13 protein-coding genes are annotated in these 15,384 nt (G+C 40.5%); 5 read left to right on the forward strand and 8 right to left on the reverse strand.

Going from position 1 to position 15,384, the window contains the following annotated elements:
- Nucleotides 1–51: 51 nt before the first annotated feature.
- Genes TEGAF0_RS06265 through deoC form a run of 7 tightly spaced genes read right to left on the reverse strand, consistent with a single transcriptional unit; the run spans nt 52 to nt 7,420 of the window.
- Nucleotides 52–1,455 (reverse strand): MBL fold metallo-hydrolase, encoded by a 1,404-nt coding sequence (locus tag TEGAF0_RS06265; RefSeq protein WP_264900976.1) that lies wholly within the window; start codon nt 1,453–1,455, stop codon nt 52–54.
- A 2-nt stretch (nt 1,456–1,457) separates the two neighbouring features.
- Entirely contained in the window at nt 1,458–1,940 is a 483-nt protein-coding gene (locus TEGAF0_RS06270; RefSeq protein ID WP_264900977.1) for a DUF4442 domain-containing protein, read from the reverse strand.
- A gap of 24 nt (nt 1,941–1,964) precedes the next feature.
- The gene (locus TEGAF0_RS06275) at nt 1,965–2,702 is read right to left on the reverse strand and encodes an MlaE family ABC transporter permease (RefSeq protein WP_264900979.1); all 738 of its coding nucleotides are present in this window, start codon (nt 2,700–2,702) and stop codon (nt 1,965–1,967) included.
- 22 nt (nt 2,703–2,724) lie between these two features.
- Nucleotides 2,725–5,082: an NADP-dependent malic enzyme gene (locus TEGAF0_RS06280; protein ID WP_264900980.1), complete on the reverse strand. Its 2,358-nt coding sequence runs from the start codon at nt 5,080–5,082 to the stop codon at nt 2,725–2,727.
- Between the two features lie 24 nt (nt 5,083–5,106).
- On the reverse strand, nt 5,107–6,285 hold the full coding sequence (locus TEGAF0_RS06285; protein ID WP_264900981.1) for a M20 metallopeptidase family protein: 1,179 nt from the start codon (nt 6,283–6,285) through the stop codon (nt 5,107–5,109).
- A gap of 13 nt (nt 6,286–6,298) precedes the next feature.
- Complete coding sequence (locus tag TEGAF0_RS06290; RefSeq protein ID WP_264900983.1) at nt 6,299–6,730, reverse strand: SPOR domain-containing protein; 432 nt, start codon at nt 6,728–6,730, stop codon at nt 6,299–6,301.
- A gap of 15 nt (nt 6,731–6,745) precedes the next feature.
- Nucleotides 6,746–7,420, reverse strand: coding sequence for a deoxyribose-phosphate aldolase (deoC, locus tag TEGAF0_RS06295; RefSeq protein WP_264900985.1), 675 nt, complete (start codon nt 7,418–7,420; stop codon nt 6,746–6,748).
- Nucleotides 7,421–7,511: 91 nt separating this feature from the next.
- On the opposite strand from deoC, the gene TEGAF0_RS06300 reads away from it, so the two are divergent.
- Nucleotides 7,512–8,183, forward strand: coding sequence for a hypothetical protein (locus tag TEGAF0_RS06300; RefSeq protein WP_264900986.1), 672 nt, complete (start codon nt 7,512–7,514; stop codon nt 8,181–8,183).
- Between the two features lie 62 nt (nt 8,184–8,245).
- Here TEGAF0_RS06300 and secA read toward each other — a convergent pair whose 3' ends face one another.
- Nucleotides 8,246–11,566 carry a preprotein translocase subunit SecA gene (gene secA, locus TEGAF0_RS06305; RefSeq protein ID WP_264900987.1) on the reverse strand — a complete coding sequence of 1,107 codons (3,321 nt, stop codon included), beginning with the start codon at nt 11,564–11,566 and terminating at the stop codon, nt 8,246–8,248.
- Nucleotides 11,567–11,686: 120 nt separating this feature from the next.
- Here secA and TEGAF0_RS06310 point away from each other — a divergent pair, with 120 nt between their 5' ends.
- From TEGAF0_RS06310 to lysA, 4 genes are all read left to right on the forward strand, one after another.
- Nucleotides 11,687–12,349, forward strand: a complete 663-nt coding sequence (locus TEGAF0_RS06310) for a DUF6992 family protein (RefSeq protein ID WP_264900989.1) — start codon at nt 11,687–11,689, stop codon at nt 12,347–12,349.
- Between the two features lie 80 nt (nt 12,350–12,429).
- Nucleotides 12,430–13,311: an ATP synthase F1 subunit gamma gene (gene atpG / locus TEGAF0_RS06315; protein ID WP_264900991.1), complete on the forward strand. Its 882-nt coding sequence runs from the start codon at nt 12,430–12,432 to the stop codon at nt 13,309–13,311.
- Between the two features lie 15 nt (nt 13,312–13,326).
- On the forward strand, nt 13,327–14,127 hold the full coding sequence (gene scpB / locus TEGAF0_RS06320) for an SMC-Scp complex subunit ScpB (protein WP_264900994.1): 801 nt from the start codon (nt 13,327–13,329) through the stop codon (nt 14,125–14,127).
- Between the two features lie 28 nt (nt 14,128–14,155).
- The gene (gene lysA / locus TEGAF0_RS06325; protein WP_264900996.1) at nt 14,156–15,364 is read left to right on the forward strand and encodes a diaminopimelate decarboxylase; all 1,209 of its coding nucleotides are present in this window, start codon (nt 14,156–14,158) and stop codon (nt 15,362–15,364) included.
- Nucleotides 15,365–15,384 lie beyond the last annotated feature (20 nt).

Raw genomic sequence — 15,384 nt, forward strand, 5'->3', positions numbered from 1 at the left:
TTCAGCTTAAAGTTAATAAAATAAATCAGGGTTAACCCTTTATTTCAACGATTAATCCAGCAAATAGGTCTCATGCAAATCTGGAATCACAACTTCCTTAAAATGCTTCCTGCGCAATCGGGCTGCAAAATCAATCTGCACATCATATTCCCCATGCACCAAGAACAGTTTTCGCACTAGCTCCGAATTCTGACAGGCCAGAAACTGGCATAAATCTTCATAATCCCCATGGGCACTCATGCTTCTCATGACCCCTACTTCTGCCTTAACTGGATACAGTTCTCCAAATATTTTTACTTCTTTTTTACCTGCAGTTAGTTGCCCACCCAAACTAAAAGGGTCGCAGTATCCAACAATTAAAATGGTATTCCAATCTTTTTCAATATTGTTCATGATATGGTGCTTCACCCTGCCTGCATCGGCCATACCACTTGCAGAAATAATTACGCAAGGACGCCCATCTTCATTCAGTGCCTTGCTTTCATCCACGGTTTTAATGAACTTAAGTTCTTTGAAATCAAATGGATCATTATCCTGTTCCATAATTTTCTTCACCCGTTTATTAAAGTTTTCCGGATACTGTTTAAGCAACTGAGTTGCTTCCCTACTAAGCGGACTATCCACATAAACAGGAACAGGAGGAAGTCTTTTTTCCAGATCCAGCTGGTTCAATGCATACAATAATTCCTGGGTTCGCCCTACACTAAATGCAGGAATAATCAACTTCCCTTTTTTTTCCAGGCAAGTACTTACAATCCATTTTAATAAGGTATCGGCAATACCAAAGACTTCATCGTGCAACTTATTTCCATAAGTACTTTCCAGAATAATATAATCAGCCTGATCATAGGTTTCAGGCGATTTGAGAATAGCATCATTGTAACGGCCTACATCTCCGCTAAAAGTAATCTTGTTCGTTTTTCCCTCCTCAATAATTCTTAAATGAACGGCAGCAGAACCAATAATATGTCCTGCATCAGTAAAACAAACAGCAATATCCTCATCAATTTTAACCCATTCCCTGTAGGGCACAAAGGTAAAAAGCTCAATTGCTTTGGCTGCATCTTCCAGATCGTACAAAGGTTCATAAGGAGGCAGCCCCTTTTTTGCTCTGCGTTTATTGATAAATTTGGTATCGTCTCTTTGTATTTCAGCAGAATCTTCCAGCAGAATCTCAGCGAGCGCTGCTGTTGCTTCTGTAGCATATATATTTCCCTTAAAGCCTTCTTTAACCAATTTAGGAATTAACCCGGAATGATCAATATGCGCATGGGATAATATCAGGTAATTGATTTCTGCAGGGTCAAAACCAAAATGTGCATTTAATTCTTCTGTATGCTTTCCCATACCCTGAAACAAGCCACAGTCCAGTAATATTTTCTTCCCGTTTTTCAGGGTAATCACATGCTTGGAGCCGGTTACCGTTCGGGCAGCTCCATGAAAGGAAATCTTCATACTTATTTCGATTTAAAACTCCAGGTAATATGAAACTCTGCAACTACTTCCCCTTGTTCATTGGTGCCAATAGAGGTACAAACAATGGTTCTCCCTTCTTTGGTAGCTATAGCTTCATCAATCAGCTGAGCAACTTTTAGGCCATCATTACAAGTAAAGGAAATAAGGCCAGTTGCTTTTTTAATAAACTTTGCTTCTAATCCAACAACCAGCATACTAACGGGTGGTTTTCTTCGATAGGTTTGTCCTACAGGAAATAAGCCAGTGCTCATTTCAGCAGCCATTGCCTGTACCGCAAAGTACATCGACTTAAAAGGATTTTGATTAAGCCATCCATGCTTTACTAATATAACAGTTTGCTTTTCGTCTATATAGCCAACTCTTAACCCTGCAATGAACGCAGCAGGTAATTTAATCAGTTTAAAAAAAGCAAAACGGACTGGATGGGTAATAATTTTTTTGAAAGCAGGAAACTGAGGATTCATCTCTCAATTTAACCATAATTTGGTTTATAACAAGAGCGCAGCAAGTAAATAATCCGCAAGTAAAATCAGGATACAACTTACCACCACTGCACTGGTACTTGCCCTTCCAATTTCTAAAGAACCTCCTTTAACATAATAACCATAATAAGCAGGAATACTGCTGATGATGAATGCGAAAGTATAGGCCTTGTACAAAGCGAAATTGATATTATAGAAATTCAGGTTTTGTCTTAAACCAATATCAAAAGTATCAGGTGCTAAAATACCCGCCATGGAACCAGCCATTCTTCCTCCCCAAATACCCAATACAGCAGAAATCACAATTAAACAAGGCACCACTATTAGTGCCCCTAAAATTTTGGGAAGCACCAGATAAGCCTTGGTATTGATTCCCATGATTTCCAGTGCATCTATCTGTTCTGTTACGCGCATATTTCCCAATTCACTGGCAATTTTACTGCCAATAACTCCAGCTAACACAATGCTTAATACGGTAGGCGACAATTCCAGTATCATACTGTCCCGCACAATTTGCGCGATAGTACTTTGAGGAACCAAAGGACTTACCAGCTGATATGCAGTTTGAATAGTTGTAACTGCTCCGAGAAAAAGGGAAATAATGATAACTATGGGCAATGCACCCATTCCAATTTCAACACATTGGTGCATGAATTCTTTCCAGTACATTCTGAAATTTTCCGGCTTGGAAAACATGCCTTTCAGCATTAACAGGAATCTTCCTAAATGTGTGAAAAAATTCATACGCCAAAAGTATAATTAAACTTTAGTTATTAGAGTTCTTGTTTTTTCTTCGGCTCTTCCACCAGGAACTTCTTTTTACTTCTTCTGCAGTATCTACTCTTGATTTCATCTGAGCATCCACCACAGCCACCAACGCCATATTAATGATGTTTCGTACACTGCTTCCCAATTGCAAAACGTGCACTGGTTTTTTCAACCCTAATAAGATTGGTCCAATTGCATCCGCACCACCCAATTCCTTCAATAGATTATACGCCACATTTCCTGCGGTTAAATTAGGGAACATCAATACATTCACTTCCTGATCCACTAAATCACTAAAAGGATAATTATCCCCTAAGATCTCTTGATTAAATGCCAGGCTACCTTGCATTTCCCCGTCCACAATCAAATTAGGATCCCGTTGTTTCAAAATACGCGTAGCTTCTGCCACCAGTTTGGCCTCCGGAGAATCACTGCTACCAAAATTGCTATAACTCAACATGGCAATGCGCGGGGTAAGATTGAAACTTCTTACTTCCTTGGCAACCATTTGGGTAATATCGGCTAATTCTTCTGCAGTAGGATGAAAATTCACCGTAGTATCTGCCAGAAACATCGGACCTTTTTTGGTCAGTAATAAATACATACCGGCAATTTTCTTAACGCCGGGTTCTGTTCCTATTATTTGCAGTGCAGGCCTAATGGCTTCTGCATAATTCTTAGTTAAACCAGAAAGCATAGCATCCGCATCTCCTGTTTCAACCATCATACAACCAAAGTGATTTCGATCTTTCATCACTTTTAAACTTTCGTGATGATTGAAGCCCTTTCGTTGACGCTTCTTAAAGAATAGTTCCCCATAGAACTCTCTTTTGTGTTCCATTGCATCGCTTCTTGGATCTACGATAGGAATATCCGACAAATCAATACTATTGGATTCTGCAATGCGGTTGATTTTTTCCGGATCACCCAATAAAATAGGATACGCAATGCCTTCATCATAAATGATGGTAGCTGCTTTAAGTATTTTCAGGTTGTCTGCTTCTGCAAAAACCAATCGTTTAGGATCTCTGCGGGCCTTATTACTTACCACTCTGAATAATTGATTGTCCAGACCCAATCTCTTATTCAACTCAAGTACATAGGCATCCCAATTCACAATCTTTTTCTGAGCTACTCCACTTTCAATAGCAGCTTTGGCTACTGCCGGAGCAATTGTACTTAATAAGCGGGGATCCAATGGTTTTGGAATAATATACAATGGACCAAAACTCATGTTGTTTTGATTGTATGCCAGATTCACAATATCAGGAACAGGTGTTTTGGTTAACTCTGCCAAAGCACGAACCGCAGCCAATTTCATGGCTTCATTAATTTGTGTAGCCCTTACATCCAGTGCTCCACGGAAAATGTAAGGGAATCCCAATACATTGTTTACTTGATTGGGATAGTCTGACCTGCCCGTTGCCATGATGATATCCTTTCTAACAGCAACTGCATCTTCATACGTAATTTCAGGATCAGGATTTGCCATTGCAAAAACAATTGGATTTCTTGCCATCGATTTTACCATATCCTGTGTTACCACATTTCCTACACTCAAACCCAGAAATACATCTGCATCTTTCATGGCTTTTGCTAAAGTCCAGTCGTCTCTTTTAACCGCAAACCGCATACGGTCTGGTCCCAGATCTGTTCTTCCTGTATGCAATACACCATCCTTATCAAACACAATAAAATTCTCACATTTTGCACCTAATGCAACATATAAATTAATGCAGGCCATGGCAGCAGCACCTGCTCCATTAATTACAAAACGTACCTTATCAATTCTTTTCTTCTGAAGCTCCAATGCATTCAGCATGGCAGCACTGCTGATAATGGCCGTTCCATGCTGATCATCGTGCATCACCGGAATTTTCATCTGCTCCTTCAACTGTTGCTCAATGTAAAAGCATTCAGGTGCTTTAATATCTTCCAGATTGATTCCACCAAATGTGGGTTCTAGGGATTTAACAATTTGTACAAATTTTTCAGGATCCTTCTCATTTATTTCTATATCAAATACATCTATATCCGCAAAAATTTTAAACAATACCCCTTTTCCTTCCATGACAGGCTTACTGGCTTCAGCACCAATATCTCCCAAACCCAATACGGCTGTACCATTGGTAATTACACCCACCAGGTTTCCCTTGGCCGTGTATTTATAAATGTTTTCTGGATTCTCTTTAATTTCCTTACAAGGTTCTGCTACACCTGGGCTATACGCCAAAGAAAGATCACGCTGCGTCTTTGCTTCCTTGGTAGGCACCACTTCAATCTTGCCCGGTCTTCCACTGGCATGATATTCCAACGCCTGCTCTCTTCTTAAATTAGACTGTTTATCTGTAGACATAAATTCAATTAATAATATTCAAAACTATTTAAGTGCTATTCCTAAATAAGCCATCATACCGGCTCCAATTTCTATAGCTGATTCATCAATATCAAATTTAGGGGTATGCACCTGATGAATGATTCCTTTGGATTCATTGCGAACACCTAAACGGAAGAAACATCCCGGAATAACCTGTGTATAATAACCAAAATCTTCTGCCCCCATGCGCAGCTCTGTTTCTTCTACATTTTTTTGCTCCATAAATTCATTCGCCAATGCCCATGCAGCAGAGGTAAATACAGGATCATTATCAACGGTTGGATACCCAATATCTATGTGCAAATCAATTTCTGCACCCATACTCTCGACCAGTCCTACGGCTTGCTTTCTAATTAGTTCGTGTGCTTTGTATCGCCATTCTTCATCCATGGCTCTGAACGTACCCATTAATTTTACTTCACTTGGAATTACATTGGTTGTATTTCCACCCTGCACTGAACAGATGGACAAAACGGATGGAGAAATAGGGCTATTGTTTCTTGAAATAATCTGCTGAAGGGATACAATTAAGTTGGCGGCAATTAAAACGGTATCTGCTGTTAAATGTGGGGCAGCAGCATGCCCTCCTTTACTTCTGATGGTAATATAGATTTCATCGGCACTGGCCATTACCCTACCCTTACGAAAACTAAGCTTCCCAACATCCAATCCAGGATGAACATGTAAAGCAACAATTCCACTTGGCCGGGGATTTTCCAACACGCCTTCCTTAATCATATAACTAGCCCCACCCGGATTTCTTTCTTCACCCGGTTGAAAAATTAATTGGATGGTGCCCTCCCATTCTTCTTTCAGGTGTTGTAAAATTTTGGCTGCACCCAATAAAACGGTGGTATGCACATCATGCCCACAGGCATGCATGACACCATTGTTAACAGACCGATAAGGCACATCATTTTCTTCCAGAATCGGCAGCGCGTCCATATCGGCCCTAAGGGCAATCACTTTTGAATCTGGATTTTTACCCTTTATGGTAGCCAATATGCCGGTAGATGCTTTTATTTCGAAAGGAATTCCCAACGCACTAAGTTGTTGCTGAACATACTGAGATGTGGCAAATTCCTGATAACTCAATTCTGGATTGGCATGCAGATGTCTACGTATATCAATCAACGCAGGAGCAAAATCTTTAGCCAATATTTTTATTTTCTCTTTTAGCATGTATGGCGCTTAACTAAAATAATTCTTCTTCTACTGGTGTATATTCAATCGTGTCCTCAACAATATAAATTCCTTTAGGAAAAAACTTACTGATTTGTGCCCTGAACTTTTCGGCATCATCTCTTTTCAGAAAGTTACCCAGTCTAACTTTAAAATTGGGTGACTGAAAAAGCGTATAGGTTTTCTGATCAGGAAAACGGTTTAATAGTTCCGTTTTCATCTGAGTTGCATCGTCTCTTCTGGGTGTACTAATCATTTGCAAACGAAACCCCTTGTACAATCCGGCACTTGTCATCATAGCCGAACGTTTATTAGCCTGAGCCTGCTTTTGTACCAGCATATCCAGACGGGAATCTTTCTGCACAATCACGGTATCAACCGAATTAGCCAGTCCTTTACAAAGGAAGCCAATACTGGTAAGTACTATGAGTAAAATAGGTTTCATTGAATAAATATACGGTTAATATCCAGCGGGTTGCTGATTAGGTTCCCCATTTACAATAGCTACGCTGGCACTGCATCCCAGCCTGGTAGCCCCGGCAGCCACTAGTTCTGCGGCAAATGCATAATCCCTGATGCCTCCCGAAGCTTTAATTTGAACTGCTTCCGGCAAATGTAGACGGAATAATTTAACCGCTTCAATTGTTGCCCCTTTTTCTGCATAACCCGTGGAAGTTTTTAAATAATCAATGCCTGCTACCCCATATAACTCGCAGCACTTGATAATCTCCTCATTGGTGAGTATGCCGCTTTCAATAATGATTTTGATGGTTTTGTTTTTCGATTTCACTACTGGCATGATATGATTCAGTTCATTGGCCAGGTATACCCAGTCTCCATTTTTGATGGCACTAATATTAGCCACTACATCCAGCTCATCTACCCCATCAACCATGGCCAATACAATTTCGGCAAGCTTTGCTTCCACTGCAGAATATCCGAATGGGAAGCCAATAACCGTAGCCACTTTTACATGGGAACCGTCTAGAAATACTTTGGCAGTTTTTACAAAATTCGGGGGAACACAAACTGCAGCAAAACCATATTGTCTGGCTTCAGCACACAATTTTTCTATATCCGCAATTAAAGTGGTTGGCTTTAAAATGGTATGATCAATATAGGGGGCTAAATGCATGCAGTTTTATTTTGGCAAAGATAATAAATACCGTCACTACGGTATAGGAGCGTCTGTTAAAAAAACATTCATTCGCATAAAATACACAACAATGAATAAGTACTTATTAACCATCTGTTTTATGGCTAGTTTATTTACTGCCAATGCACAACAAGGCATGAAACCCAGATTGGGCATTTATCTGGGCATTGCCAGTCCCAAAGCCACAGAAGTGTTTGGACAATTTTATAAAACAAAGGGACTGCAACCCAGATTAACCGCTGAATACAATTTTATCAACTTGGGTTACACTAAAAAAATGTTTGTAAAAGTGGCTGCCATCGCAGGATTAGAACCTCAAAATTTCTTGAATAAAACCACTTATTTAACCAATGTAACTATGACGCAAAAACCATTGGGTGCAAGAATATATCCGTTTGCATTCAAAGAAGGTTTTGATCCCGACAAACAAAAAGAAGTATTCAAAAATGCAGGATTTACCAACTTATTCGTCATTGCAGGAACCTGGGCAATTAGCGGCTTATATGTAGAAGGCGGTATATCTCCAGGAGTAAAGTTGAAAGAAGAAGGATACGCAGATGTAACTCGCTCTCCACAATTCTTTGGTTATGGAATTTCATTTGTTGACTTCGGAGATGAGTCCAATAAAATGAAATTCAAATTTAACATTGGCACCCGTAATTACACTTGGACCAATGCAAGCAATACCACTTCTCAAATCAAGTCCTTCTGCATGGATTTTGGACTGGCTTTCAAATTGTAAATTCAATAAAAAAACCGATGAAATAATCATCGGTTTTTTTATATCCTGAGGAGGTTACATAATTAAGCATCCTTTCCATGACAAGACTTGAACTTCTTGCCGCTTCCACAAGGACAAGGGTCGTTTCTGCCAATCTTTGGTCCTACTTTAACAGGTTCCTGTTTTACAGGAGTTGGATCATAGTAATCATTTTCATTAGCACCATACTCCTGGCCAGCAGCATCCACCTGATCTTTGTTGGCACTCAACTTACTCATATCCGTTTTTTCTTGACGACCTTCCTGTAATGCATCTCCGTTTGCCAGTGGAATAGATGCATGACAAATAAACTGAACAATTTCTCTGTTCACTTCATTGTCCATTTTGCGGAAGAGTTCAAATGCTTCCATTTTATAAATCACCAGTGGATCTTTCTGTTCGTAAGTGGCCGTTTGCACACTTTGCTTTAAATCGTCCATGGCGCGCAAATGCTCTTTCCATGCATTGTCAATAAAGGCAAGTGTTACAGTTCTTTCCAAGGCATTCAACAATTCAGCTCCATTGGTCTTCAATGTTTTTTCCATATTGGCCAATGCCTGAACCTGACGTTTGCCATCTGTGAAAGGAACAATTACATTATCAATATGTGCACCCTGTTCCAACTGAATATTTTTAAACACAGGAACTGCCTGAGCCATCATATCCTGCTTACGCTTCTCGTATTGAGATACGGCTTCTGTATATAATTTTTCTGCTACGTCCTGCTGGCTACCTCTGTTAAATTCATCTTCTGTGATAGCTGTATCAATTCCGAAATGGAGAATAGCGGCTAACTTGAATTGTTCAAAATCGTTCTGGTCTCTGAAGTTTACTACCAGCGATTCTGCCACTGCATACATAGCATTGTCCAAATCCAGGGCTAGTCTTTCTCCAAAAAGAGCGTGATTACGTTTGGTGTAAATAACCGTCCGCTGCTTATTCATCACATCATCGTACTCCAGCAAACGCTTACGGATACCAAAGTTGTTTTCTTCAACTTTTCTTTGAGCTCTCTCAATAGACTTGGTAATCATACCGGCCTGAATTACTTCACCTTCTTTATAACCGGCAAAGTCCATCACTTTGGCAATTCTTTCACTACCAAACATGCGCATCAAATCATCTTCCAGAGAAACAAAGAACAGAGAAGAACCCGGATCACCTTGGCGACCCGCACGACCTCTTAGCTGTCGGTCTACTCTTCTAGACTCGTGTCTTTCTGTACCCAATATGGCTAAACCACCGGCATCCTTCACCCCAGGTCCTAATTTAATATCGGTACCTCTACCTGCCATGTTGGTGGCAATGGTAACAGCTCCGGCCAAACCAGCTTCTGCAACAATCTGCGCTTCACGAGAGTGTTGCTTTGCGTTCAACACATTGTGAGGGATTTGTTTCTGACGCAACATTCTGCTTAGTAACTCACTCACTTCAACAGAAGTGGTACCAACCAGAACCGGACGACCGGCTTCGCGCAGGGTTACAATCTCGTCTATCACCGCACCAAACTTCTCACGCTTGGTCTTAAAAATTTTATCTTCTTCGTCTTTTCTGATTGCAGGCACATTGGTTGGAATGCTCACTACATCCAGCTTGTAGATATCCCATAATTCAGCAGCTTCGGTTTCAGCCGTACCGGTCATACCAGCCAATTTGTGGTACATTCTGAAATAGTTCTGTAAAGTAACCGTTGCATAGGTTTGTGTAGCTGCTTCAATCTTTACATTTTCCTTAGCTTCAATTGCCTGATGCAAACCATCGGAATATCTTCTGCCATCTAGGATACGTCCTGTTTGTTCGTCTACAATTTTTACTGCACCATCCAACACAACATATTCAACATCCTTGTCAAATAAAGTATAGGCTTTCAGCAATTGCTGAACGGTATGAATACGATCTGCTTTTACAGAATACTCATTAATCAATTGCTCTTTACTAGCCAATTTTTGTTCAGCTGGTAAAGCGGCATTATTGTCAATGGCAGCCAACCCTAAACTGATATCTGGCAGTACAAAGAAATTAGGGTCTTCTCCCTGACCTGTAATCAATTGAATTCCCTTATCAGTCAACTCAACAGAGTTGTTTTTCTCATCAATATAGAAGTATAGTTCTTCATCTGCCTTAGGCATTTCGCGCTGCTGATCAGCCAGATAATAATTCTCTGCCTTTTGCAATTTCACTCGATTGCCGGGCTCACTCAAAAACTTTATCAATGCACTATTCTTAGGCAAACCACGATGTGCCCTGAACAAAGCCAAACCACCATCTTTAGGATCATCATTCCCTTCTGCGAATTTTTTCTTGGCTTCTGTTAAAAATTGTAGGGTCGCTTTTTTCTGTGCTTCTACCAGTTTTTCAATTCTTGGTTTCAAAGCAAAAAACTGTTGTTCTCCTGTCTGGTATCCAATTGGTCCAGAAATAATTAGCGGCGTTCTGGCATCGTCAATCAAAACAGAGTCAACCTCATCCACCATGGCAAAATGGTGTTTGCGTTGTACCATTTCTTCAGGACTATGCACCATATTATCACGGAGGTAGTCAAAGCCAAATTCGTTATTGGTACCATAAGTGATATCTGCCAGATAGGCTTTTCTTCTGGCTTCACTATTGGGCTCATGTTTATCAATACAATCAACCGTTAAACCCAACCACTCAAACAAAGTACCATTCCATTCGCTGTCTCGTTTGGCCAGATAATCGTTCACCGTAACTACGTGAACACCTTCCCCAGCCAACGCATTTAAATAAGCTGGCAAAGTAGACACCAGTGTTTTACCCTCACCCGTTGCCATTTCAGCAATTTTTCCTGAATGCAAAACAGAGCCCCCAATCAATTGCACATCGTAATGCACCATGTTCCAGGTAACTTTGGCTCCAGCTGCTGTCCATGAATTATTGAAAACCGATTCGTTTCCACGAATGGTTACATAATCTTTTTTAACACTCAATTCTCTGTCAAGTGAAGTGGCAGTAGATACCAGCTCTTCATTTTCTTTGAATCGTCTGGCTGCCTCTTTAATTACTGCAAAAGCCTCTGGCTGAATCATTGCAAGGGCTTCCTCAATTTTTTTATCGCGGTCTTTCTTTAATTTATCAATCTGCTTGTACAAAGCATCTCTGCCATGGATATCCGACTCTGGTAATGCTTCCGCATTTGCCTTTTCCGCTGCAATGGCAGCATCTACTTCTTTGAGGTGCTCCTGAATACGAGCTTTAAATTCAACCGTTTTATTCCGAAGCTCGTCATTGGTTAATGACTGGTATTGCTGAAAAAACTGATTGGTGTTATGAATGATGGGCATTATCTGCTGCACATCTTTTTCACTCTTACTACCCCCGAATAACTTAGAAATAAACTTCAACATATTTTTAAAATGCTCTGGTACAAAATTTTAACAGTCAAACAGTGTGCGAGAATTAATTTTTAGTCAATTTGGCACTCTGATTAAGAGCCGCCAAAGGTAAGGTTTTGAATTAAGAAGCAAATGAAGCAGATAACTATTCTATCAACGGTCATTATTTTAGGGTTAATGGTACCCTTTACCGGGGGAGCACAAACGGCTGAAAACCAGCAGCAGCCTGCCGATAGCAACAAGGTTTCGGAGAAGCAGGCATTGCAGCAATGGAGTGATTCCATTGCCCTCGACAGATACAATCAAAATAAAACCAATATGACCATTCTGGCAGCCTGGGCCGGGGTCAATATTATACAGGGGGCTATTTCGGCTACCAATGCAACTGGTTCGGGCCCCCATTTTTTCAAAATGAATGCATACTGGAATGTGGTGAACCTGGGAATTGCCAGTTTGGGCTTGTTCCAGCTGCGCAAAGAACTGAACAAGCAATATTCGTTAACGCAAAACCATCTTGCCCAACAAAAACTGGAAAAAATATTGCTACTTAATACCGGACTCGACCTTGCTTATATAACCACTGGGCTGCTGTTGAAGGAAAACGGAAACAGAACGAGCAATCTCCAGAATACCGGATTTGGCAATAGTTTACTGTTGCAAGGGGCTTTTTTACTGGTTTTTGACCTGGTTCAATACGGAAACCATCGCAGGAATGGTAAATTACTGGAAACACAGCTTTCCAAACTGCAAATTCAGGCTGGCCCCAATGGTATTGGACTAAGTTTGCCCCTGTAAATTATCAGGAAAGTTATTGGAATATATGGCCATTTCAGCTACTTTTGCAACCCGTTAGACTTAACAATTAAAGCGATACGATGGCAGGTCAATTAAAAGAGGTTAGAAACCGAATCAAGAGTGTACAAAGTACGCAGCAGATTACCAAAGCGATGAAAATGGTGAGTGCGGCCAAATTGCGCCGTGCGCAGGATGCTATTACCCAAATGCGTCCTTATGCCCAGAAATTGCAGGAAATGCTCAGCAATATTGTAAGTAATATTGAAGGAGGCGCTACACTTGCGTTGGCAGAAGAAAGACCTGTTGAAAAAGTATTATTGATTGTTATTACTTCCGACAGGGGTTTGTGTGGTGGGTATAATGCCAACCTGGTAAAACTAGCTAAGAATACGGTATCTGAAAAATACGCCAGCCAGTTCAGCAAAGGAAATGTAACCGTTTGGAATATCGGAAAGAAAGGCTGGGAAAGTTTAACCAAAGCGGGTTACAACACAAACGATCAGTTTAAAGACATCTACCTGAACCTGAATTTTGAAGCCGTTCAGGCTGCTGCACAAGCTGCAATGAAAGGATTTGAGCAAAAAGAATTTGATGCAGTGGAAATCATTTACAGTGAATTTAAAAATGCGGCTACACAGGTTTTCGTAGCAGAGCAATTTTTGCCAATTCCTAAAATGGCTCCTAAGGCAGGAAGCAAAAAAGCAGATTTTATTTTTGAGCCAGCTAAGGATGTCCTTATTGCTGAATTAATGCCAAAAATTTTAAATACCCAGTTATTCAAAGCAGTATTAGACGGAAATGCCAGTGAACACGGCGCCCGCATGACTGCAATGGATAAGGCAAGTGAAAACGCTAACGAATTACTGAAATCATTAAAAATCAGTTACAACCGTGCGCGTCAGGCTGCCATTACAACAGAGTTGACAGAAATCGTGAGCGGAGCCGCTGCATTACAAGGATAATTCTACACAATCATTATGGAATTAAGCGAGATCATACCGCATATTGAAGTACTTATTTTTGCCAGCGAAAAACCATTGACTTCACTGGATATTGTAGAACTCATCAACAACAGTTTTGGGTTTCTGGAAGAAAGAATTTCATTGGATCAGGTTGAGACCGCAGTAGAAGGTATCCGAGAAAAATACGCTGCCGAATTTTATCCTTTTGAAGTAAGGGAAAGTGGCGGTGGCTGGCAGTTCTTAACCAAGAAGGATTATCACAAGACCATTGCACAATTGAACGGAGATAAATTCCTGAAGCGCCTATCGAATGCAGCTTTGGAAACACTTGCCATCATTGCTTACAAACAACCCATTACCAAGGGCGAAATTGAAGCTATCCGTGGAGTTAACAGTGATTACTCCATTCAGAAATTACTGGAAAAAGAATTGATATTGATCAGCGGCAGAAACGAACAACTACCCGGAAAGCCACTTGTGTACGCTACTTCCAAAACTTTCATGGATTATTTTGGTATTAACAGTGCAGCAGATCTTCCAAAGATTAAAGAAGTACTGGCAGACCAGATTGTGGAAGGGACCATTGTAAGACCTGAAGACTTTACTGATGCAAACGTAAATGCATCCCTTTCAGAAGAATACCCTTCTGATGAATCCATCATAGACGGAGATGTTTCTTCTTTAACCGTTAACGAAGACGGTACATTAATGGTTGCCAGCGAAGAAAATAATTCGGAGGATAATAAATCAGCCGAAACCGACTCAGAAGAAAACAATTCAGAAGAAAATACTACTGACGAAAATCCTGCTGAATAATCCGCCATTCTTGGATTATCTTTGAAGCATGTCTTTACGTATTTCGAATGAACAACTCTTGGCAGCTGCCAATGAGTTTGGAACCCCGCTGTATGTGTATCATGCAGAAAAAATTACAGCACAATACCAAACGCTACAAGATGCATTTAAGGGTGTATATGCCCGTTTTTTCTACGCCTGCAAGGCACTGACCAATATTGCTGTATTACAGCATGTCAGAACAATCGGCTGCAACATCGATTGCAGTTCTATCAACGAAGTTTACATAGCCTTAAAAGCAGGCTTTGCTCCGGAACAAATATTATATACCAGCAATGGAATTGCCTTTGATGAAATTGCTGCGGCTGTAGAAGCTGGGGTATCTGTGAATATTGATAGTTTGAGCAACCTAGAAAAATTCGGGAAAGCATATGGAAACCGTTATCCGGTAGGAATAAGAATCAGGCCTAATATTATGGCCGGAGGTAATCTGAAAATTTCAACCGGGCACGATAACAGTAAATTCGGAATTCCGCTGGAACAACTTTCAGTAATACTGGCATTGAAAGACGAATACAAAATGCGCATCAACTGTCTTCACGTACATACGGGCAGTGAAATCAAAGACGTTGATGTTTTCATTAAAGTTGCCGATTTGTTTTTTGATCTGGTACCCTCTTTTCCCGATTTACAGGTACTGGATATGGGTGGTGGATTTAAAGTGCCCTATCAGGAAGGGGAAAAAGGAACCGACATTCAACTATTGGCTAAAAAAGTAGGAGATGCGCTGGATCGCTTTGAAGAAGCTTACCAGAAAAAATTTCAAGTATGGTTCGAGCCGGGAAAATATATCGTTAGCGAATGCGGCTATTTATTAACAACAGTGAATGTACTCAAAGAAACAGGAACCGTTTGTTTTGCGGGAGTAAACAGTGGATTCAATCATTTGATTCGACCCATGTTTTACGAAGCGTATCACCATATTCGCAACATCAGCAATCCCGAAGGGAATCCTAAAAACTATGCAGTAACCGGAAATATTTGTGAAACAGACAATTTTGCCTGGGACAGACCTATCGCTGAAATCAGGGAAAATGATATACTGGTAATAGAAAATGCCGGCGCCTATGGCTTTGAAATGGGCAGTAATTACAATGCCAGATTTTTACCAGCGCAGGTATTGTTTAAAAACAATCAGATGCAACTGATTCGCAAACGAGACAGGCTGGAAGATGTAATAAAAAATCAAATCTTCTAAGAATTTTGTAGCTTACCTAA

This window comes from Sediminibacterium sp. TEGAF015, from assembly GCF_025997995.1.
In the GTDB taxonomy this organism is placed as follows: domain Bacteria; phylum Bacteroidota; class Bacteroidia; order Chitinophagales; family Chitinophagaceae; genus Sediminibacterium.